Origin of the sequence: Nitrospirillum iridis, from assembly GCF_014205765.1 — a bacterium.
In the GTDB taxonomy this organism is placed as follows: Bacteria; Pseudomonadota; Alphaproteobacteria; order Azospirillales; family Azospirillaceae; genus Nitrospirillum; species Nitrospirillum iridis.
In genome coordinates this window covers 118,130-135,831 of record NZ_JACIIZ010000010.1, presented here as the reverse complement: position 1 = coordinate 135,831, position 17,702 = coordinate 118,130, and the positions used below count along the sequence as shown (strand labels likewise).

26 protein-coding genes and 1 pseudogene are annotated in these 17,702 nt (G+C 62.0%); 21 read left to right on the top strand and 6 right to left on the bottom strand.

The window, feature by feature from the left end:
- The first annotated feature begins 97 nt into the window (after positions 1 to 97).
- The 21 genes and pseudogenes from FHS74_RS17945 to FHS74_RS17850 all read left to right on the top strand — a co-directional run bounded on the left by FHS74_RS17945 (position 98) and on the right by FHS74_RS17850 (position 11,154).
- Entirely contained in the window at positions 98 to 700 is a 603-nt protein-coding gene (locus tag FHS74_RS17945; RefSeq protein ID WP_184803086.1) for an ssDNA-binding protein, read from the top strand.
- Positions 700 to 1,092 carry a RusA family crossover junction endodeoxyribonuclease gene (locus FHS74_RS17940; RefSeq protein ID WP_184803084.1) on the top strand — a complete coding sequence of 131 codons (393 nt, stop codon included), beginning with the start codon at positions 700 to 702 and terminating at the stop codon, positions 1,090 to 1,092. Before FHS74_RS17945 ends, FHS74_RS17940 begins: the two co-directional genes overlap by 1 nt.
- Entirely contained in the window at positions 1,089 to 1,364 is a 276-nt protein-coding gene (locus tag FHS74_RS17935; RefSeq protein WP_184803082.1) for a helix-turn-helix domain-containing protein, read from the top strand. Before FHS74_RS17940 ends, FHS74_RS17935 begins: the two co-directional genes overlap by 4 nt.
- 14 nt (positions 1,365 to 1,378) lie before the next feature.
- Complete coding sequence (locus tag FHS74_RS17930; RefSeq protein WP_184803080.1) at positions 1,379 to 1,588, top strand: hypothetical protein; 210 nt, start codon at positions 1,379 to 1,381, stop codon at positions 1,586 to 1,588.
- Entirely contained in the window at positions 1,585 to 2,076 is a 492-nt protein-coding gene (locus FHS74_RS17925) for a glycoside hydrolase family protein (protein WP_184803078.1), read from the top strand. The genes FHS74_RS17930 and FHS74_RS17925 overlap by 4 nt, the downstream gene beginning before the upstream one ends.
- Positions 2,077 to 2,087: 11 nt before the next feature.
- The gene (locus FHS74_RS17920) at positions 2,088 to 2,810 is read left to right on the top strand and encodes a hypothetical protein (protein WP_184803076.1); all 723 of its coding nucleotides are present in this window, start codon (positions 2,088 to 2,090) and stop codon (positions 2,808 to 2,810) included.
- 66 nt (positions 2,811 to 2,876) lie between these two features.
- On the top strand, positions 2,877 to 4,409 hold the full coding sequence (locus FHS74_RS17915) for a DnaB-like helicase C-terminal domain-containing protein (protein ID WP_211106377.1): 1,533 nt from the start codon (positions 2,877 to 2,879) through the stop codon (positions 4,407 to 4,409).
- On the top strand, positions 4,393 to 4,701 hold the full coding sequence (locus FHS74_RS31320; RefSeq protein WP_184803072.1) for a GIY-YIG nuclease family protein: 309 nt from the start codon (positions 4,393 to 4,395) through the stop codon (positions 4,699 to 4,701). The genes FHS74_RS17915 and FHS74_RS31320 overlap by 17 nt, the downstream gene beginning before the upstream one ends.
- Positions 4,694 to 4,954, top strand: coding sequence for a hypothetical protein (locus FHS74_RS17905; protein ID WP_184803070.1), 261 nt, complete (start codon positions 4,694 to 4,696; stop codon positions 4,952 to 4,954). The genes FHS74_RS31320 and FHS74_RS17905 overlap by 8 nt, the downstream gene beginning before the upstream one ends.
- Before the next feature lie 69 nt (positions 4,955 to 5,023).
- Complete coding sequence (locus FHS74_RS17900) at positions 5,024 to 5,233, top strand: hypothetical protein (RefSeq protein ID WP_184803068.1); 210 nt, start codon at positions 5,024 to 5,026, stop codon at positions 5,231 to 5,233.
- 77 nt (positions 5,234 to 5,310) lie between these two features.
- Positions 5,311 to 5,556, top strand: a pseudogene (locus FHS74_RS31315) (ribonuclease H-like domain-containing protein); the annotation flags it as partial.
- Between the two features lie 33 nt (positions 5,557 to 5,589).
- Positions 5,590 to 7,158, top strand: a complete 1,569-nt coding sequence (locus FHS74_RS17895) for a DNA polymerase (RefSeq protein WP_246463221.1) — start codon at positions 5,590 to 5,592, stop codon at positions 7,156 to 7,158.
- Positions 7,159 to 7,755 carry a nucleotidyltransferase family protein gene (locus FHS74_RS17890; protein ID WP_184803064.1) on the top strand — a complete coding sequence of 199 codons (597 nt, stop codon included), beginning with the start codon at positions 7,159 to 7,161 and terminating at the stop codon, positions 7,753 to 7,755.
- On the top strand, positions 7,755 to 8,483 hold the full coding sequence (locus FHS74_RS17885) for a hypothetical protein (RefSeq protein WP_184803062.1): 729 nt from the start codon (positions 7,755 to 7,757) through the stop codon (positions 8,481 to 8,483). Before FHS74_RS17890 ends, FHS74_RS17885 begins: the two co-directional genes overlap by 1 nt.
- Positions 8,480 to 8,713 carry a hypothetical protein gene (locus FHS74_RS17880; protein WP_184803060.1) on the top strand — a complete coding sequence of 78 codons (234 nt, stop codon included), beginning with the start codon at positions 8,480 to 8,482 and terminating at the stop codon, positions 8,711 to 8,713. Before FHS74_RS17885 ends, FHS74_RS17880 begins: the two co-directional genes overlap by 4 nt.
- A gap of 9 nt (positions 8,714 to 8,722) precedes the next feature.
- Positions 8,723 to 8,959 carry a hypothetical protein gene (locus tag FHS74_RS17875; RefSeq protein WP_184803057.1) on the top strand — a complete coding sequence of 79 codons (237 nt, stop codon included), beginning with the start codon at positions 8,723 to 8,725 and terminating at the stop codon, positions 8,957 to 8,959.
- Positions 8,956 to 9,339 carry a hypothetical protein gene (locus FHS74_RS17870; protein WP_184803055.1) on the top strand — a complete coding sequence of 128 codons (384 nt, stop codon included), beginning with the start codon at positions 8,956 to 8,958 and terminating at the stop codon, positions 9,337 to 9,339. The genes FHS74_RS17875 and FHS74_RS17870 overlap by 4 nt, the downstream gene beginning before the upstream one ends.
- Before the next feature lie 75 nt (positions 9,340 to 9,414).
- Positions 9,415 to 9,777, top strand: coding sequence for a hypothetical protein (locus FHS74_RS17865; RefSeq protein ID WP_184803053.1), 363 nt, complete (start codon positions 9,415 to 9,417; stop codon positions 9,775 to 9,777).
- A complete protein-coding gene (locus FHS74_RS17860) occupies positions 9,770 to 9,955 on the top strand; it encodes a hypothetical protein (RefSeq protein ID WP_184803051.1) in 186 nt (61 codons plus the stop codon). Before FHS74_RS17865 ends, FHS74_RS17860 begins: the two co-directional genes overlap by 8 nt.
- Before the next feature lie 55 nt (positions 9,956 to 10,010).
- Entirely contained in the window at positions 10,011 to 10,382 is a 372-nt protein-coding gene (locus FHS74_RS17855; RefSeq protein WP_184803049.1) for a hypothetical protein, read from the top strand.
- A gap of 55 nt (positions 10,383 to 10,437) precedes the next feature.
- Complete coding sequence (locus FHS74_RS17850; RefSeq protein WP_246463220.1) at positions 10,438 to 11,154, top strand: phage antirepressor KilAC domain-containing protein; 717 nt, start codon at positions 10,438 to 10,440, stop codon at positions 11,152 to 11,154.
- 230 nt (positions 11,155 to 11,384) lie between these two features.
- On the opposite strand, the gene FHS74_RS17845 is transcribed toward FHS74_RS17850, so the two are convergent.
- The 6 genes from FHS74_RS17845 to FHS74_RS17820 all read right to left on the bottom strand — a co-directional run bounded on the left by FHS74_RS17845 (position 11,385) and on the right by FHS74_RS17820 (position 17,645).
- Positions 11,385 to 11,804, bottom strand: a complete 420-nt coding sequence (locus tag FHS74_RS17845) for a hypothetical protein (RefSeq protein ID WP_184803047.1) — start codon at positions 11,802 to 11,804, stop codon at positions 11,385 to 11,387.
- 1,039 nt (positions 11,805 to 12,843) lie between these two features.
- Complete coding sequence (locus tag FHS74_RS17840; protein ID WP_184803045.1) at positions 12,844 to 13,047, bottom strand: hypothetical protein; 204 nt, start codon at positions 13,045 to 13,047, stop codon at positions 12,844 to 12,846.
- Between the two features lie 59 nt (positions 13,048 to 13,106).
- Positions 13,107 to 15,755, bottom strand: coding sequence for a beta strand repeat-containing protein (locus FHS74_RS30985; RefSeq protein ID WP_184803042.1), 2,649 nt, complete (start codon positions 15,753 to 15,755; stop codon positions 13,107 to 13,109).
- 18 nt (positions 15,756 to 15,773) lie between these two features.
- On the bottom strand, positions 15,774 to 16,391 hold the full coding sequence (locus tag FHS74_RS17830) for a phage adaptor protein (protein WP_184803040.1): 618 nt from the start codon (positions 16,389 to 16,391) through the stop codon (positions 15,774 to 15,776).
- 4 nt (positions 16,392 to 16,395) lie between these two features.
- Positions 16,396 to 16,689 carry a hypothetical protein gene (locus tag FHS74_RS17825; protein ID WP_184803038.1) on the bottom strand — a complete coding sequence of 98 codons (294 nt, stop codon included), beginning with the start codon at positions 16,687 to 16,689 and terminating at the stop codon, positions 16,396 to 16,398.
- 56 nt (positions 16,690 to 16,745) lie between these two features.
- Positions 16,746 to 17,645 carry an SU10 major capsid protein gene (locus FHS74_RS17820; protein WP_184803036.1) on the bottom strand — a complete coding sequence of 300 codons (900 nt, stop codon included), beginning with the start codon at positions 17,643 to 17,645 and terminating at the stop codon, positions 16,746 to 16,748.
- Positions 17,646 to 17,702: the final 57 nt, after the last annotated feature.

Genomic DNA, 17,702 nt, shown 5'->3' with positions numbered 1-17,702 from the left:
GGGGTTCCCATTTCTGACCCCTGGGTTCCTGACGCGGCCTGAAGCGTGCCGGACGGACCCGCCTCTTAGGTACCCCGGGGCCTCCCTTCAGGACCCCATGGCCAAACGAGTTTATTTCAACGCCACCTCTCCGGTTGGTGTTGCCGCCTTCCCGCATCTGCACGCCCCGGACACCGAGGGCAAGTTTGCGGACAACAAATTCAAGATTCAGCTGCTTGTCGGTAAGGACGCCGACCTGTCGGCCATGCGCAAAGCCATCAACGACTGTGCGGTTGCCGAATTCGGCCCGGACTATGACCGTGACAACCTGATCACGCCCATCAAGGACGGCGCCGACAAAGCCGACAAGGAAGGCTTTGAGCATTGGGCTCAGAAGTTCGTCATCGTCGCCAAGACCAAGAGCGCGCCCAAGCTATTCGACAGCGCCGGAAAGCCCCTGCCGAAGTCGGTGAAGATCGGCTTCGGTGACGAAGTGCGCATCAAGGTCGCCGCCAGTCCCTTCACCAAGACGGAGAAGGTCCGCGAGAACGGCAAGATGGTTGATGTCACCGTTCAGGGCGTCACCCTCTACCTGAACATGGTCCAGCTGGTCGCCAAGAACAGCGGCGGCATGGACGGCTTTGACGCCTACGAAGGCGGCTATGTGGCCGACGACGCCGACGACAGCGCACCGTTTGACACGGACGGTGGCGACTTCTAATGACCGTCCTGGACCTGTGGGTGCCCGTCGCCCCGGTCCCTGCTGCCAGGCCCCGCGTTAGCAAGTGGGGCACCTACTACCCCGCGACCTATGAGCGCTTCCGCAAGGACTGCGCCGAATGGTTCGCGGGCCAGCAGGGGCCGGGGGTGGTCATGACCGGCCCCCTTTCTGTTTCCCTCGAATGCGTCTGTAAGCGCCCCGCCAACCCCGCCAACCCGTATCCAAACGGGGATGTGGACAATCTGGCAAAGGGGCCGCTGGACGCCATCACGAAGACTGAAAAGTTCTGGGGTGACGACAAGCAAATTGTCCACCTCGACGTGACGAAACGGTACGCGGCCAAAGACGAAGTGCCGGGTTACCAAATAACCATCAAGGAAATCTCAGCATGACCCAGCTTGACTTGCTGGCGCGGCATTTCCGCGTCCGTGGCACCCTGACGCCGTTGGAAGCCTCGCATCTTTATGGGGTGGCGTCGTTTCACCGCCGTATTGCCGATTTGGCGGCCCGTGGATGGGAATTCACCAAGACCCGCAAGCGTGACCTGAATGGCACCCCCTACGTCGAATACCGCGTCGTCACACACCCGCTGGTGGGCCTCAAGAAGGCCCCCGGGGTCCCGATGATCCGCCGCCCGGCCGACAGCCGCATCACCTACGCCTGACGGGGACACCCAACATGACCAGCAACAGCAGCCACGTTTCCGTTTCTCTCTCCGAGACCCTTGATAACGGGGACGTGAACACCACGCACATGTCTGCGTCCGCACCGGTCCTGACGCTCGACATGATCTTGGGGACCACTCTGCGTGCCCTTAAGGCCGCTGGCTTCTCCGCTGACAGCCTGACCGTTCGATCCGGCGGCAACGTGTTCGAGGCCTTCGAGTGACCGCCCCGACCCTTGACCTAGCCAAGTTGGGCCGGGACCTGGACCGTGATGAGGGGCGCCGCTTCACGGTGTATTACGACACCGCCCGCGTCCCCACCATAGGCGTAGGCCACAACCTGCTGACCGGCCCATTGGACACCGCGTTGCGGGACCACCTGGGTATCCCCGAGGACACCCCATTGCATGCCCTGGTCCTGACAGACGAACAGATAGACGAACTCCGGGACTACGACATTCACCGCACCCTGGACGCGATGGATCGCGGCTTGGGCCTGTGGTGGCGTCAGCTGTCCGAAGGGCGCCAACGGGCCTTGGCGAACATGGCGTTCAACCTGGGCGTCGCCAAGCTGAAGACCTTCAAGGGCACCCTGGCCGCCCTGCAATCCAACGACTTCAACACCGCCGCCGTGCACGCCATGGACAGCCTATGGGCGCGTCAGGTGGGCCAGCGCGCCAACCGCATCGCCGCCCTTTTCCGGTTCGGCTGAAAGACGAAGACATGACCACCGAAGTCAACACCATCACCCATTACGACCTGACCGAAGACGGCTACGGCGCTTGCATGCGCGTGTCGGCTGGCCCGCACGATGACATGATCACTATCATGACCGGCCACGGAGGCGCTGTGGTGGACCAGATGACCGACACCAAGGGCCTGCGCGACCTGGCCAGGGGCCTGGTGATCGTGGCGGATCGCATCGACGGCAAGGACGAACAGTCCGAAGCCAAACCGGTTCCCCGGGCGGCCGATGTGGAACGCGGCGGGTTCACGCTCACGGATGACGGCGATACCACGCTGATCCTGACCCGCACGTCCGGTGTGGGCATCGTCATCGAGAAGGACGGGGATGGCTTCTACCTGCACGCCGGGCGGCCGGGGCGTGGCCCCGGTTGTCAGGTCACCAGCAACGTTGAAGCCCTATTTCAGCTGGCGGATGGCATCCGCGCCTACGCGGAACAGCAGTCCGGCCGGACCTTGGCGACCCCCGAGGTGAAGGCGGAACCGAAGCTCTACAAATCCACCTTCCCCGACCGCGACACCACCATCATCAACGCACCCGGCCTGTGGGGCGGTGAACTGCGTATCGAAAAGGACGACAGCGACAGCACTTTCAAGCTGTCCTTCGACAACGGCACCGACCCCATTGATTACGAATGGGTCAAGAAGGATGCCTTCTACGCCTTCGCCCAGGCCCTGAAGGACTACGCGGACGCCCTGTGATCCATGTCTAAGTGGGCGGCCCTACATCTGCCCTGTAAAGCCTGCGGATCATCAGACGGCCTGTGTGTGGACCACGAAGGCGGGACTTTCTGTTTCGCCTGCAACAAGCCCGGACGCCCGTCCGGTGACCGCCCCTCAGGGGGTCGAAATATCAGCAAAGAAGTACAATTCGTCAGCGGAGAGGCCCAGGCGTTAGTAAAACGCGGCATCTCTGAAGACACCGCCAAGAAATGGCGATACGAAGTCGGGACCGATCACGGCAAGCCCGTCCAAATCGCGAACTACTACGACAAGAACGGTGCCCTAACCGGCCAGAAAATCCGCTACCCAGATAAGACGTTCCGCGTCGTGGGGAAGCTGTCAGGCCTCTATGGCCAGCACCTATGGGGCGGCGGTAAGCGCATCGTGATCACCGAGGGCGAGATTGACGCCCTGTCGGTCAGCCAGGCTCAGAATAACAGCTGGCCCGTCGTGTCCGTCCCCAACGGTGCGGCGGGGGCGAAGGCGAGTATTGAGAAGGCCTTAGACTACCTCGATAAATTCGAGGAAATCGTACTGGCCTTCGACAACGACGAACCGGGCCGCAAGGCATCGGCCGAGTGCGCCCCCCTCCTGCCGCCGGGGCGCGTCAAGATTGCCGCATGGCCCCTCAAGGACGCTTCGGACCTGTTGCAGGCGGGGCGGGTCAAAGACCTGACAACCGCCATTTGGAACGCCGCGCCGTGGCGGCCCGATGGCATCGTGAACGCGGCGGACCTATGGGATTCCATCGCGGATCGCACCGAGGCGTTCTCGGTCCCGTACCCATGGGAAGACCTGAATTCTGTCACCTACGGCCTGAGGGTCGGTGAACTGGTCACGGTCACCGCCGGGTCGGGCGTGGGTAAGTCGGCTATCGTCCGCGAAGTCGCCCACCACCTCTTAAAGCGGGGTGAGCGGGTCGGGATGCTGATGCTTGAGGAAAGCATTCGCCGCACTGCCCTGGGCATGCTGGGCCTTGAGCTAAACACCCGGCTGCACGTCAGCATGGCCGGGGTGAATGACAGCGACCTACGGGCAGCCTTCGACCGGACTTTCAGCAGCGGCAACCTGTTCCTGTATGACCACTTCGGTTCAACTGAAATCGACAACCTGCTGTCTCGGGTCCGCTACCTGGCCCACGCCTGCAAATGCCGGTGGATCATCCTTGACCATATCTCAATCGTGGTCTCGGGCATGGGGGACGGCGACGAACGCCGGTTGATCGATAACGCGATGACCGCGTTACGAACCCTGGTCCAGGAATTAGGCATTGGGCTGATCTTGGTGACGCACCTCAAGCGGCCTGAAGGCAAGGGCCATGAGGAAGGCGCCCTGACCAGCCTGTCGCAGCTGCGCGGTTCCGCCAGCATCGCCCAGCTGTCGGACATCGTGATTGGTGCCGAACGAAACCAGCAGGGCGACCGGCCGAACCTCACAACCCTCCGTGTCCTCAAAAACCGGTTCTCTGGTGACACGGGTATCGGCGGGTACCTTGAGTACCACAAGGACACCGGACGCCTGATAGAAGCAGACGCCCCGGACACTGGTGACGCACCTCCCGATGACTCGGAATTCTAAACCGAGGCCGGGTCACGTCTATGTCATCGCAAATACCGCTTGGCCCGGCTGGTACAAAGTGGGGCGTGCCTCACGTCTGCACCAGCGCCTTGAGTCTTATCAAACAGGCTCCCCGCACCGCGATTACTTCCTTGTCCAGTCCTTCAAGGTCCGGGACGCGGTGTTTGCGGAAGCCGCCGCCCATCAACTTTTAGCGTCGCGGCACGAGCGGCAACACGAGTGGTTCCGGATCAAGGAACTGCCGTCCGCCCTCGACGCCCTTTCCGAACTCGTGGAGAAATCGAATGCTTGAGAAATTTGGCACTTATCTGTGGTCACGCGCCAAGGAACCTAGCAGCTGGTCCGCCGTCGCCGCTGCGCTGGCCGCCATTGGCAGCATCGCCAACTATGACCCCGCCGGTCAGGTGGCCCGGATCATTGGCAACACCGCCGCCGCTGTGGCCGGTTCCCCGGATCAGGCGGGCGCCGTGGGCGCGGTCCTGACGGGGGGCGCCGCGGCCCTGGGCTTCTTCCTGAAGGAAACCCAGAAGACCCCAGCGGCCTGAGGGTAACCCGACAGGGACCCTGCACCGCCTCAATCACCATCACCAGTAAACCGAACGAAAAACATCAACATGACCAACACCCATACCGCCCTGATCACCATTTCCCTGCCCGTCGCCTCGACCGAAATCGAACGCGCCGCGACCGTGGCCGCCGCCGCCAATGCCGTCTATGCGCTGAAGGACCACGAAGCCCTGAAGGGCGCGGAATTCGGCATGACCGTCCAGGCCCCGAAGGTCACCCGCAAGCCCCGCGCGAAGAAGGCCGCTCCCGCCGCCTGAACCCGCGTCGTCTGACGCCATCACCCCGCCTGGTATCCACTGCGATGCCGGGCGGGTTCTCATGATCAGGAACATCGTTGACCACCGTCCTCTATGACATTGAGACGGATGGACTTTTGCATGAGTTGACCCGAATTTGGTGTCTCTCCATCGGGGACCTACACGGTAAAACGGAAGTCTATTCGGACCACGGGGACGGTCGTTATCGGCCCCTCCGTGAAGGACTGAAGCGCCTTAAAGGCGCCAGTCAAGTAATCGCCCACAATGGCAATGGCTTCGACTTTTGGGCCATTGAGCGCTTATTCCCGGGGACTATCGACCCCAGCAAACAAATCGACACCCTTATGTTGTCCCGGATGCGGGACCCCCGAGGCGCCCACGCCCTGGCGGATTGGGGTGAACGCCTAGGGTTCCCCAAAGGCGACCATAGCGACTGGACACAGTTCAGCTATGAGATGGCTGAATACTGCCGCCGGGACGTGGACGTTACCCGCAAGGTCTGGGAAGCCCTTGAGGCCTACCGGAACGCCTTCCCCGGCCCATGTGCCTGTGAGCATCGCGTGGGCCTGATCCTGGCCCAGCAGGAACAGCACGGCTTCAAGCTGGACCGTGAGCTTGCCCGGGGGATCGAAGGGGACCTTCGGCAGGAACTGACGGATATCGAGCGCGAACTACAGCAGATTTTCCCGCCGATCATTCATGAGCGCTACAGCGCGAAGACCGGGAAGCGCCTCAAGGACAAGATTGAGGTCTTCAACCCCGGAAGCCGCCCGCAAATCGCCAAGCGGCTGAAGGATAAATACGATTGGGAAAGCCCCGAGTTCACGCCCCAGGGCGCCCCGAAGATTGATGAAAGCACCTTGGCCCAAGCCCTCTTTCCTGAGGCTAAAGCCCTGCTGCGGTACTTCCGGTGCCTCAAGATGCTGGGCCAGGTCAGCGACGGCGATAACGCCTGGCTGAAGCTGGAACGGCAAGGCTACGTCCACGGCGCCGTCAACCAGTGCGGCGCGGGCACCCACCGCATGTCCCACTTCAAGCCCAACGTGGCCCAGGTGGACAAAGACAGCCTCATGCGGTCCTGCTGGGGTCCTGATCCCGGGCACGTCCAGGTTGGGTGTGACGCGGAAGGCTTGGAAGCCCGCATGTTGGGCCACTACCTGGCCCGCTACGACGGTGGCGCGTTTGCTGACCGTGTGCTGAACGGCGACAAGGCCAAAGGCACTGATATCCATTCGGTGAACCTCAAGGCCCTGTCGAACCTCATGGTTCACGCCTGGTCCGGCAAGAGCATCACCATCGGCCTGCGGACCCGAGACGGCGCCAAGACCTACCTCTATGCCCTCATGTACGGGGCCGGGCTGTGGAAGTTGGGATTCACCATCCTGTCGGACATGCGCGCCGCTGGTGTGGACTTCCCCGCCGCCTGGCTGAAGAAGGGTTCCAAGCAATGCACCGCCATCGGCAAGCTGAGTAGCAAGGCCATCACGGCGGGCATGACGGGTATCGACAAGCTGATAGCCGATGTCCAACAGGCCGCAAAGCGGGGCCATCTCCGTGCCCTGGACGGCCGACACCTGAACGTCCGCAGTGCCCATAGCGCCCTGAACACGCTGCTTCAGGGGGGTGGCGCCATTGTCATGAAGTACGCCCTGGTGATCCTCGCGGATCGCCTTGAGGCCGCAGGGCTCTATCAGCCTTACCGGCCGGTCCTGAAGGACGCCCTGCTACGGGGTGACTATCGGGATTGGGTGCACTTCCTGGCCAACGTCCACGACGAATGGCAGATGTCCTGCCCCCCGGAACACGCCCAGCGCGTCGGGGAAATCGCAAAGCAATCAATCACCGATGCCGGGGTCAGGCTGGGGGTCAAGTGCCGCCTGGACGGGTCTTTTGATGTCGGGAGCAATTGGAAGGAAACCCACTAAATGCAACTTCCCGTCATCTGGACGGAAACCCTTCACCGCCTGCACGACAAGGGAGTTGCGGCGGTGATCGCTGGGGGGTGCTTGCGGGACCTGGATAACGGGCGGCCCATCAAGGATATCGACGTGATGGTCACGGCCTTGCCGCCACCTGATGACATCCTTCGGCCGAATAGCCGGTCCTGTGTGGAAACCACGGTCGCGCGGCTGGACCAGCTTCTAGGGGTCTCAGGGTCCCCTGTGGTCAGCGTCGGGGGCTGCGAGTACGTCACCGGCCTGTCCCCCGAAGTCCTGGCCGTTTACGACTACAGCGGCGCTTTCGGGCCGGATCATCCGTACCCAGTCCAAGTCATCATCCTGGACCCTGCGGAAATGGGGGACATGCGGATGGTGGACCGGATGGACTTCGGTATTTGCCGCGTTGCCTACACGGGTGGCGCGGTGGTGAAGACCCCGGAATACGAGCGGGATAAGACGCTTCAGCGCTTTACCCTGTGTCGCGAACCGCGATCCGCTGAAGACGTGGACCGGGCTCGGCGGCGGTTCGACCGGCTGTCTGAGAAATACCCGGGGTGGATCTTCGTGAACCCCTACGCCTGATGACCACCCTTCTCATTGACGCGGATGTGCTGCTTTATCAAGCCGCCGTCCTTTCCGAAGACGAATTCGACCCCGGCCAGCGGGTCTATGACGTAGAGGCCGCGAAGCAGGAATTCGACAAGCGGCTAGAGACGTGGCGCAAGGCCGACCCCTGGGGCGACTTCGTGCTGTGCATTTCGTCGGCCGTGCCAAACTTCCGCCGGGAGATGTCCGACGACTACAAGGCAGGCCGCCGGGAAAAGCCCCTAGCCTATGCCGAACTGCTGGCGTGGGTGCTGGGCCGGTATCCGTGTGAACGGGTGGACCGTCTTGAGGCGGATGACGTGATGGGCCTGCTGTCCGGCCCTGGGAAGACCATCGTAAGCCCTGACAAGGACATGAAGACCATCCCGGGCCGCCTGTATAACCCCTTGGCGGAAAAGGTCGTGGTCATCTCGCCCCATGAGGCGGACTGGTGGTGGATGTACCAGGTCATCTGCGGGGACCCCGTGGACGGCTACAAGGGCATTCCCCGGGCCGGTGACAAGGCCGCCCGCCGCATCCTGGGCGACACCCCACGACCCGCCGCCGACCTGTGGCCCGCCGTCCTGGCCGCCTATAGGTCGAAGCAGCTGCCCGACGACTACGCAACCCTACAAGCCCGCCTGGCCCGAATTCTCAGGCCGGGCGATTTCGATTGGAAAGCCGGGGCGATTGCCCTGTGGGAACCTGAAGGAATGACCGAATGAAGACGGATTACACGCCCCTTGCGCACACCGCTTCGACCGCCGCCGACCTGAAGCCGGGTACCTTCTTCCGTGATGGTGACGGCGACCTGTGTTTGCGCGTTGACGGTGATCACATCGTCTGTTTCTGGACCCGGCGCGAGGACTACACACCCGCCCCCATGGCTGCGAGCGACGCTCAGGTAACCGAGGTGGTCCCCGCCGGCACCGCCGTGACCCTCTATGCGATGTGAGGTGACGCCATGGGCTACACCATCATGCGAGGGCCTGGGCCGATAGACTTCGGCACTGCCGAGGGCCTGACCAACGGTACGTGGTTTGTTGATACGGATGACGATCTATGCCTACGCACCAACCAAGGCGTGGTGTACTTCAAGTCGGACTGGGTGGGCACCGTTGACGATCCATGGGAAGTCCTGGTGAAGGAAATCCTTCCGGACGGCTCGCGCGTCACCTTTACTCAGGGGGACCGGGAATGAGTAAGCCCCTGACCGGCGGATCGTCGGACTACTACAAGGTTCCCATCGCCCACCCCGCGACCCCCGGCGTGGCCCCGTACACGGCCGAATGCCTGGACATCATCGAAGCGCTGGACATGACGTTTGCCGAAGGCAACGCCTTCAAGGCCATCTGGCGCCTGGCGGCGGCCCGCATGGGCAACGGCAAGCCCGGCAACACGGCCCTGTATGACGCCGAAAAGGTGGAATTCTTCGGGGCGCGTATGGTCGCCCAGGCGAAGCCCGCCAGCAGCCCGCCGGACGATGCCGATGAGGATGGCTGGCGGGTCCCTGCGGCCTGGCTGGTGACGCCGGATACCTTCATGGGTGGACCGGTGACCGTGCCCCCACCGCGACCCTAAAGCCACCTCCCCGACAACCTGACGGCCCCTTGAGGCCCAAGGCTAGACCCGCGCGCCGGGTCGAAAGGATTTCCCATGCTCGATTTCACGAAGCCTGTTCAGACCCGCGATGGCCGCGAGGTGGTCATACTGTCCACGGAAGCGCCCGGCATATGTCCCATCGTTGGCTACCTCAAGGGGGAAATGACCCTTCGGCGGTGGTGCCGGGGCGGATCATACGTGGTGGACGCCTACGCGGAACACCCCATGGACCTGATCCAGGTCCCGCAACCGTTCAAGGTGATCCGGTACATCAACGTGTACTCGGTAACGTCACCGTGTGTCTCCGTGGTTTCCTCTCACGCCACGCGGCAAATCGCGGACGACCGGGCGGGCGCGGATCGCATCGCCTGTGTCCGCGTCGAAGTGGACGCGGTCGAGGGCCGTTTCGATGCCTAAGCGGGTCCGCCCGTTCCTGCCTGAGCCCCTTCAGGACCACCCCACCGTCTTCGTCAACCTGTACGCGGACGGGACCGTAGGCCAGCCCTGGAACTACCGCATTTCCGCCCAGCTGGAACCCCTGCGCCTTCAGCGGCGCCGCGTGGCGGTCCTGCGGATCATCCCCAAGGACCCCTGACGCCTACCCGGCGGGGACCGGGTGACCAACCCCACCACTCAAGAGGAAAAGCCTGATGTTTGATCCTACCAAGCCGGTGCAGACCCGTGACGGTCGCGCCGTGGAAATCGTGTACCGCAACGTGTCCGGCGAATACCCCTTGGCGGGGATCGTCACGGAGCGCGACGGCACCAAGCGCGTTGAACTGTGGACCCGCGAGGGCAACGACTTCGTGGGCCAAGAGTGCGACAGCCCGGACGACTTGGTGAACGTCCCCGAGGCCTTCAAGGGCTCACGCCGCGTCCTCATCAACGTCTACGCCAACGGCGCCATGTCCGCCCACCGCGATAGCGGCGAAGCCCACCGCCGGGCCTACATGGGCGCCTGGCCGGTCGTGGCGCGCACCACAGCAATCATTGAGTGGACCGAAGGTGTCTTCGCGTCCTGAAGGAACCCCAATGTCTGACCTGATACCGTTCTCTTTCGAGGACCACCCCGTGCGCTTGCTTCAGCGCGAGGGGGAACCCTGGTTTGTCCTGGCGGATGTCTGCCGGGCGCTCAATCTGACCAACCCCAGCATGGCGGCGGGTCGCCTGGACGACGACGAAAAGATGACCATCAGCAATACTGAGGGTCATTCCGGACGGCGTGGCGGCGCCCAAGCATTCACCATCGTCAGCGAAAGCGGTCTGTACACCATCATCCTTCGCTGTCAGGGCGCGATGACGCCCGGATCAGTCCCCCACCGCTTTCGCAAGTGGGTGACCGGGGAAGTCCTCCCCGCTATCCGCAAGACCGGCGGGTACATGGTCGCGGCCCCCGAGGAAACCCCCGAGCAATTGGCTTTGAGGGCCATGGCGGTCCTTCAAGCCACCGTTGACCGCCAGAAAGCCCAACTTGCCGAGGCTCAGCCCAAGGTCGAGGTTCACGACCGCATCATTGAGGCGGATGGCAGCTTGACCGTGACGGAGGCCGCGAAGGCCCTTCAGGTGGCCCCCAAGACCCTGTTCACGTTCCTGTCGCGCAACGGGTGGATCTACAAGCGGCCCGGCGCGGTTCGCTGGCTGGGGTATCAGACCCGCACCACGAACGGCGACCTGGAACACAAGATCACGGCTGTCCGATGGAGCTACGGGGAACCCCGTGTCCATGAGCAAGTCCGGGTGACACCGCAAGGGTTGGCCAAGCTGGCCCGGCTGGTTCCTCAGGGGTCCCGATGATCGTCAACATCCTGTGCCTGCTGCTGTTTTTCGCGGCCCTGGGCGGGATCGCGGCCACCTTCACCTAGGCCGTCGAGCGGTTCACCGCCCGTTACTACCTCGCCCTACTGGTGGCCGAGATTGCCGACCGTCCTGACCGTCCCCGGCGTGGGCCCCGCTAATGCCTGAGGCCCCTCCCTTGCACCTAAGCAGGCTTGAGAGGGGCCTTATTTTCTTGTAATTACCTTGATTTACCAATGCAATGATATGCTTCCACTCTTTGATCCACGGTGTATGTTGTAGTAAGCGCCGCCGACTTCATACTCGTGGCCGTTTTGCAATTTAATGAGAACCGTCATTCCGACATTCCATTCGTCATCATTATCCATACTCCACTCATAAACTATCGAACTTACGTCACGGGCTAATATATTAAAGCCAGAAATATCAAATCTTTGACCCCAATCTGTGTTGTGATCTCGATAGCATAAATCCCGTCCCCATGATTGATTACTTCCAAGAACTTCACGTCCTCTTTTGTATGTTTCTGAAATACCATCATCTTTGTCCTTGTCGTTGTCATTTGTTTGAAAACGACAGACAATCGAAGCAATCACCGTCTCCGCATCGCCGCCCCGAGACTGAGCTGATGCAGCAGTTTCAAGCGTCATGATACCCTCCACATCGATAAAATGACTCGTGTAAGTGGCATTCTACAACACAATGCATCGCATTAGGAGTCGTTTGCGGGCGTTATTGACCGCATCTACGGACAAGAATATTCCTTGCGCATTCTAAAAGGATGCCTCGGGGGGGGGGGCTTATGAGCAAGCTGGTTGAACTTCTGGTCGGGTTAGCGGCTTTGGTATACCTGAAGGAACATCAGGAAGCCTGGGCAGGGCCTTGGATCGCATGTGGGTTGGCGGAGTAGTCGGCGCTGTCGCGTTACTGTGGATGATTGCAAAGGCGCGAGAATTCAACGACCGCCTGCGTCTTGCGCAACATCGGGCCAGAGTAGCTAAGGTAAAGGCGCAAAATAAGCCTTGAACTAGAAAGGCAACACACCACGAATTTGAGTTCGCGGTGTGTTGCCCTTATGAGTCATGCGTGGTATAAACTGCCCCAGCAGGGCCCGGTTTTGGAGACCGGCCCCTGCGGGAGCGGCGCCAGGCCCTTGGACCCTTGTGTAGGGGCCCAGGCCGTTGCCCACTGAACTGCCTCGCCCTGCCATGGTGAGTTTGTCCGTTGTGTGGCGCCGGAAGTTTCTTCCGGTGACCACATATACGCGATTCTGGCAGGCGGGTGAAGCGATTTTTCGGGCGATGATCGATTTTACGCAAGTTTTGGCGCCCGAATGCCAAGTTCTCGCCCCTGGCCGCGCGCTGAGAACGGATATGAGTTTTTCTCATTAAGGAAACGATTGCCTTGGAATTCCATAGATTGATGGGCACTCATTTCAACAGGTTATTGAATTACAGTGCGACAGGTTATGTTGGTTATAGCGCTCCTAAACTAAATTTAGACGTTGCTTAACGTAGCTTAATCTGAATTAGCTACCTCGGGTTATTCCAGCACCGTGAGGTAGCTAGTGCTATTCCAACACCGTGAGGTAGGCGGCTCTATTCCAGTAGCATGTCGAGCTGTAGTAGTAGAAAAAAGCCCCCTTCCCGATACCCGCAAGGGCGTCGTGGAAGGGGGCTTTTTTTCGCCTTACGGCATCAGGTGGTTTACTGCATAGGCCCCGAAGGACCCCGCCAGGGTGCTTATCGCTGCTGCGGCGCCCAGCTGACGGGCACGGGCATTCTCCAGCACCTTCAGGCGTTTCTCATGGTCAGCGGTCAGGCCCAGGGCCGTGTCCAGCTTGGCGTCCATCCGGCCGAGTAGCAGCAGGATGTCGTTGGGGATGTCAGGCATTCCTTCGTGGTTCCTTTACGCCTGCAACAGGCCGTGGGCATGGTTGGGATTATCATTCATTACGTCACCGCCGTACCGTCCGCGAAAATCCAGGCGGTACCGTTGGACCACACGGGGCGGTACGCGCGGTCACTGACCAGGATGTTCATACCGGCCGCGATGGAAGCCGCCGGGAGATTGGCCAGGGTTCGGATGGGGGTGACGGGGATGCCCACATGATTCACCAGGCCGTCCGATACGATGATCATGTCTGATCCTGCACCCGTCTGGATACGGACCTGACCACGGGTGGTGCCAGCGCCGCCACGGATATAGACGTTGCCGCCCACACCGCCCGACGCACCAGCGCCGCCAACGATGTTGACAGCACCACCGGCCCCCGTGGAACCACCGCCGGTACCGCCCGCCAGCAGGGCTTGCCCGCCGGGGCCATTCGTAGGACCGCCGGTACCGCCGACACCTTGAAACCAGCCGCCAGCCCAACCGCCATCAGCAGCACCGCCGATAGCTTTCACGGACCCCGCCGTTCCGCCGTTGCCACTCCCCGCGTTCTTGCCGCCAGTAATGACGACTTCGCCGGGGATGCCACCGTTGATCGTGCCGCCCGCCGTAATGCTGACGCCACTGCCGTTGTGGGTAGCGCCGGTGCTCGACGCTGCGTCCGAACAGGCAATCGCGATGTAACCGCCCGCGCCTTCAACAGACCCGCCAGTGGTCACCAGGACCGGGCCGGAGTATCCGGAAGTGTTGCACGCACCCGAACGGATGTTGACGCCCCCTGTCCCGCCCGTTGGGGCGTTCCCCGAGGCGAGCGTGATGACGCCACTTGAACCTGTCCCTGTAGTCGCGCCAGAAAAGATGTTTAAGGGGCCACCAGTGCCCGTAGCGCCACCGTTTCCCCCCGAAATGTTGACGGCCCCGCCGTTGCCCGAGCCGTCGCCGTTCCCACCATTGAGGTTAGCCGCCCCGCCCGCCCCATTGGATCCGGACGCGGCATAACCGCCCCAAAGATACGCCCCACCACCCCGGCCCGGCTGACCTACGTTGCGGCTACCATGGGCACCCTCAATGCGGATGTGCCCGGTCTTACTGACCAGCACGACGCCGTTGTCGGTCACGGTGTTGGGAGATGTGGTCGGATTGCCATCAGCCGTCAGCGCCCCGGCCTTGCTGATAGAGCCTGCCAGCAGCGTAGCGGCATCAAGGGTGGTCGTAAGGATGCCTGTGCCACCAGGGGCCAGTATGGGGGCCGTGACGGTGCCTGTGAATGTTGGGCTGACCAGTGGCGCCCGGCTGGTATCCGTGGGGTGGACGTGATCCCCCCGCGACCAGCGGGTGCTACCGCCTGCGGAAGCCGTACCGGCCATGTTGGGGGTCGCGGCACTAGCCTGCCCCAGCACATAGGCCGTCGTGGCCAACTGACCGGTATTGGTATCCTGGGCAGCCGTTGGCGCGCCCACGGCGCCCCCAAACGTGAAAGCCGAGGTCATGCTATTGTAGGCGACCTGATTGCCATTGAACTTGAAGCTAGTCAGGTCGGCAGACAGCACGTTGCCGCGAAAAGCGAAATGGTTCAGGTCCGCGTACAGCACCGAAGTCCAGGTGATGGCCGCACCCGCCGCCGAAGAATGGCCATCAAACGAACGAAATTCGAAGAGGCCGCCATCGCCAGTATTGGTCGTGCTTAGTCTTATATTGGCGGCATCCTCGCTAGACGTCACCAAGGTCGGGCTAGAGCCCCCAGCCGTATTCCAATACCAATTCTGACGGCCGGTGCCATCCGTCGTGAGCCAGAATGCCTGAACGCCGGTTTGAATGCCCGCCGCCGCGTTGATCTTGCCACTAACCGCCAGCGTGCCCGGTAGCGTAGGGTTATTAGCCAGCACCACGGCACCCGAACCCGTCACTCCATTGGAGATGTCAGAGGCGGCCAGGGGGCCCACCGTAACGGGGGCGCCAGCTGAGGCTTGTTTCAGGACCTGGCCAGCGCCACCAGTCGCGGAAAGGTCGGCGTTGGTTCCCCCATACGTCAGTCCGATCTTGGCGGCGGTCCATGCCGTGGTGCCAGAGACCGTCCCGCCGGTCACCGCCACCGCGTTGTACCCCTGGGTAGCCATAGAGCCAAGCCCAAGGTTCCCCCGGGCCGCTGCGGGGTCACCAAGGTCCGCGAGGTTCCGGACGGATGACAGCAGGGTGCCTGAGGTCGGTAGGGTGACGCTGCTGTTACCCGTCGCGGTTAGGCTGACCGAGTAGCCGCCAATTACGGTAGGCGTGCGCGCGGTGATCGCCTGCATGGCGGTCAGGGCGGCGGTGGCACCGCTGGCCGCCTGGTTTGCCGTTATGGCGGCTGTCTGCGCCGTCGTGGCGGAACCGGCGGCGGCTGTTGCTGAGGTGTCAGCGTCGCTGGCTTTCCGTGTCGCCGTGGTGGCGGCGTCTCGGGCGGTCGCAACAAACCCGGTAGCATCCGCTACCAAGGCCTGGGCCGCGACCGCACGCTGATCCGCCAGCATCGCGGATGTTGAAGATATCGCCGCCGCACTCTGGGCCTCACTAGCCTTCTGAGTTGCCGTCGCGGCTGCATCCTGCGCGGTCGTCGCGCTGGTCTGGGTGGTACTGATGGCCGCGCGCGCTTGGGCGCTGAGTTCGTCAATGGTGACCTGTTGGGGTGCAGAGACCCCATCAAGGCCGAAGAAGGAGGAATTACCCATGTTCAGCAGTTCGTTGGATCAATAGCCCGCGTATCCGTCGTTGGCGTCGTAGGCGGCAGGTACCGCCATCACCGCGCCGCTCATTTCCAGGCTCTCAGCCTGGGCCATGATGTCGGATAGGATGGACTGATAACGGGCCTCCCAAGATGCCTGCCGGTCATCCACAAAGTGGTCAGCGGCAACCGAGAGGGCGGCGTAAGTGATCAGGTCAGGGGATGCTTCGGTCAGGGCGTTCTTATCGCTGTCGGCGATCAACGCGCCGAAGGCGGCATAGTAGTTGAGATAGACGGAAACACCTGGACGGGGTGTCCCCCGAACTAGGAAGCGCGGCCCCATGCGCGTGAAGACACGCGGCGTATCGTGAGGATGCATCCGAAGAAACTCCGGAAGCGCGACACGGCGTAACTCCGTGTGGTCCAGAAAGACCGCGCGTAGGTCCAGGAAGTCATTAGGTATGTCAATACCAGTAAATCCATCACTTACCCCGACAGTGAACAGCTGTTCCATAGAGGGAATGCGAAGCACACGCCCGATGCGGGTCATGGCTTCGTCAACAAATTGGGCCGCTAGGTCGTCCGAAAGGTCTTTGCGGTTCACGCGCGACTTGATGCGGCCCTTAATGTCGCCGTAGTTCATCGCCCTAGATCCGTCGTTTCGTGGCGATGAATGCGTCAAGGCCTTCATCGCGCAGGCGCTTCAGGGTTCTGCGGATGGGCTCGCGGGTGCAGTCGTAGCCCTCGCGCAACCACTTCTCATGGACGGCGGCGGGGACGGAGGCGGTCAGGTGATGGTTGCCCATAGGGGCCTCAACGGAGGCGTCACGGAGGGCCTGAAGGTGGTCCGTGAATTCCCTGGGGATTTCCTGGGTACGGTGGATGGCATAGCCCGCAGCGTCGCCCACAAGGCGCGCATGGGCGGTGATGAAGTCGGTCATTTACTCAGGGGGTAAGAAGCCCCCGCCACGGATTGGCGTAGCGGGGGCGGATGGGCTTACAGCAGGCCAGTGATCAGGCCGGAGGCCTTGAAGTTGTCATGCTTCAGAGAGAATTCGCCCACGATCATGGTGCTGGACGCGTCGCCGGTCTTGGCCAGCGCGGTGCGGGTCCAGGGGCGCAGCACCTTCCGGCGCCAGTGGTCGGGATCGAACAGCAAGGCGTCGGTTGCCCGCAAGAAGCGGTTCATGACCACCTTCAACTCGCCGTAGGGCGAGACATACAGGTTGACCGCATTGGTCACCGTCTTTGCCCCGCCGTCGAACTGCCGATAGCGGCCAGCGGCACCGGTCCAACCGGCAATGACGCGGCTGTCATGAGGCTTCACCATCAACAGGCTGGCCTCGCCACCGCCCGTGTACAGGGTTTCCGACAGGTCCAGGACGGCGCCTTCGGTTAGCGCCGTCTTGTTCGCGGCGACACCGCCCGACAGGTCCGTCTTGACCGAGGCGTCAATCTGGGCCTGATAGCCCGCCATCTTGCGCTTCAGGCCGGTGACAGACTGAGCCTGGCCAGTGCCGACAAAGGCGCGCTCAAGGTCGCGCTTAAGTTCCTTCGACTTCTTCGCGATCTGATAGGCGGTTTCCTTGGCACGGCCATAGGCCGACACGGTGTCAGCCGTATCAGACACCTTCACCGTGGTGGACATGATTTGGGTGACGTTGGATCGCATGGTGGTGGGCGTCAGTGTGACGGCCGACGCCTCGAAACCTTCGTCCATCGCATTGTCATCGTTCGGGGCCGCCAGGCTGTCTTCCTGCCACTGAAACAGGGTATTGTCGACGGTCTCGCTCTTAACCGCCGTCTGAAACGGCGTGTCGGTGGGGCTCAGGTTGGTGATGACATCGGAAATGTCTTCCTTCTTGCCGACCTGATCAAAGCTGGTGTACGTAGCCATTAGATAATACTTTCCTGAAGGCGCGCGCGTATCTTTGCAGCGCGCCGAGATAATTTA

Bases quoted from the DNA above. Each gene is read 5' to 3' on its own strand.
- FHS74_RS17935 (WP_184803082.1), top strand. From the start codon at position 1,089: ATGACCCAGCTTGACTTGCTGGCGCGGCATTTCCGCGTCCGTGGCACC.
- FHS74_RS17875 (WP_184803057.1), top strand. From the start codon at position 8,723: ATGGGCTACACCATCATGCGAGGGCCTGGGCCGATAGACTTCGGCACT.
- FHS74_RS17845 (WP_184803047.1), bottom strand. From the start codon at position 11,804: ATGACGCTTGAAACTGCTGCATCAGCTCAGTCTCGGGGCGGCGATGCG.
- FHS74_RS17880 (WP_184803060.1), top strand. From the start codon at position 8,480: ATGAAGACGGATTACACGCCCCTTGCGCACACCGCTTCGACCGCCGCC.
- FHS74_RS30985 (WP_184803042.1), bottom strand. From the start codon at position 15,755: ATGGGTAATTCCTCCTTCTTCGGCCTTGATGGGGTCTCTGCACCCCAA.
- FHS74_RS17840 (WP_184803045.1), bottom strand. From the start codon at position 13,047: ATGCCTGACATCCCCAACGACATCCTGCTGCTACTCGGCCGGATGGAC.
- FHS74_RS17890 (WP_184803064.1), top strand. From the start codon at position 7,159: ATGCAACTTCCCGTCATCTGGACGGAAACCCTTCACCGCCTGCACGAC.
- FHS74_RS17930 (WP_184803080.1), top strand. From the start codon at position 1,379: ATGACCAGCAACAGCAGCCACGTTTCCGTTTCTCTCTCCGAGACCCTT.
- FHS74_RS17940 (WP_184803084.1), top strand. From the start codon at position 700: ATGACCGTCCTGGACCTGTGGGTGCCCGTCGCCCCGGTCCCTGCTGCC.
- FHS74_RS17865 (WP_184803053.1), top strand. From the start codon at position 9,415: ATGCTCGATTTCACGAAGCCTGTTCAGACCCGCGATGGCCGCGAGGTG.
- FHS74_RS17870 (WP_184803055.1), top strand. From the start codon at position 8,956: ATGAGTAAGCCCCTGACCGGCGGATCGTCGGACTACTACAAGGTTCCC.
- FHS74_RS17945 (WP_184803086.1), top strand. From the start codon at position 98: ATGGCCAAACGAGTTTATTTCAACGCCACCTCTCCGGTTGGTGTTGCC.
- FHS74_RS17900 (WP_184803068.1), top strand. From the start codon at position 5,024: ATGACCAACACCCATACCGCCCTGATCACCATTTCCCTGCCCGTCGCC.
- FHS74_RS17825 (WP_184803038.1), bottom strand. From the start codon at position 16,689: ATGACCGACTTCATCACCGCCCATGCGCGCCTTGTGGGCGACGCTGCG.
- FHS74_RS17860 (WP_184803051.1), top strand. From the start codon at position 9,770: ATGCCTAAGCGGGTCCGCCCGTTCCTGCCTGAGCCCCTTCAGGACCAC.
- FHS74_RS17905 (WP_184803070.1), top strand. From the start codon at position 4,694: ATGCTTGAGAAATTTGGCACTTATCTGTGGTCACGCGCCAAGGAACCT.
- FHS74_RS17820 (WP_184803036.1), bottom strand. From the start codon at position 17,645: ATGGCTACGTACACCAGCTTTGATCAGGTCGGCAAGAAGGAAGACATT.
- FHS74_RS17830 (WP_184803040.1), bottom strand. From the start codon at position 16,391: ATGAACTACGGCGACATTAAGGGCCGCATCAAGTCGCGCGTGAACCGC.
- FHS74_RS17885 (WP_184803062.1), top strand. From the start codon at position 7,755: ATGACCACCCTTCTCATTGACGCGGATGTGCTGCTTTATCAAGCCGCC.
- FHS74_RS17920 (WP_184803076.1), top strand. From the start codon at position 2,088: ATGACCACCGAAGTCAACACCATCACCCATTACGACCTGACCGAAGAC.
- FHS74_RS17855 (WP_184803049.1), top strand. From the start codon at position 10,011: ATGTTTGATCCTACCAAGCCGGTGCAGACCCGTGACGGTCGCGCCGTG.
- FHS74_RS17895 (WP_246463221.1), top strand. From the start codon at position 5,590: ATGCGGGACCCCCGAGGCGCCCACGCCCTGGCGGATTGGGGTGAACGC.
- FHS74_RS31320 (WP_184803072.1), top strand. From the start codon at position 4,393: ATGACTCGGAATTCTAAACCGAGGCCGGGTCACGTCTATGTCATCGCA.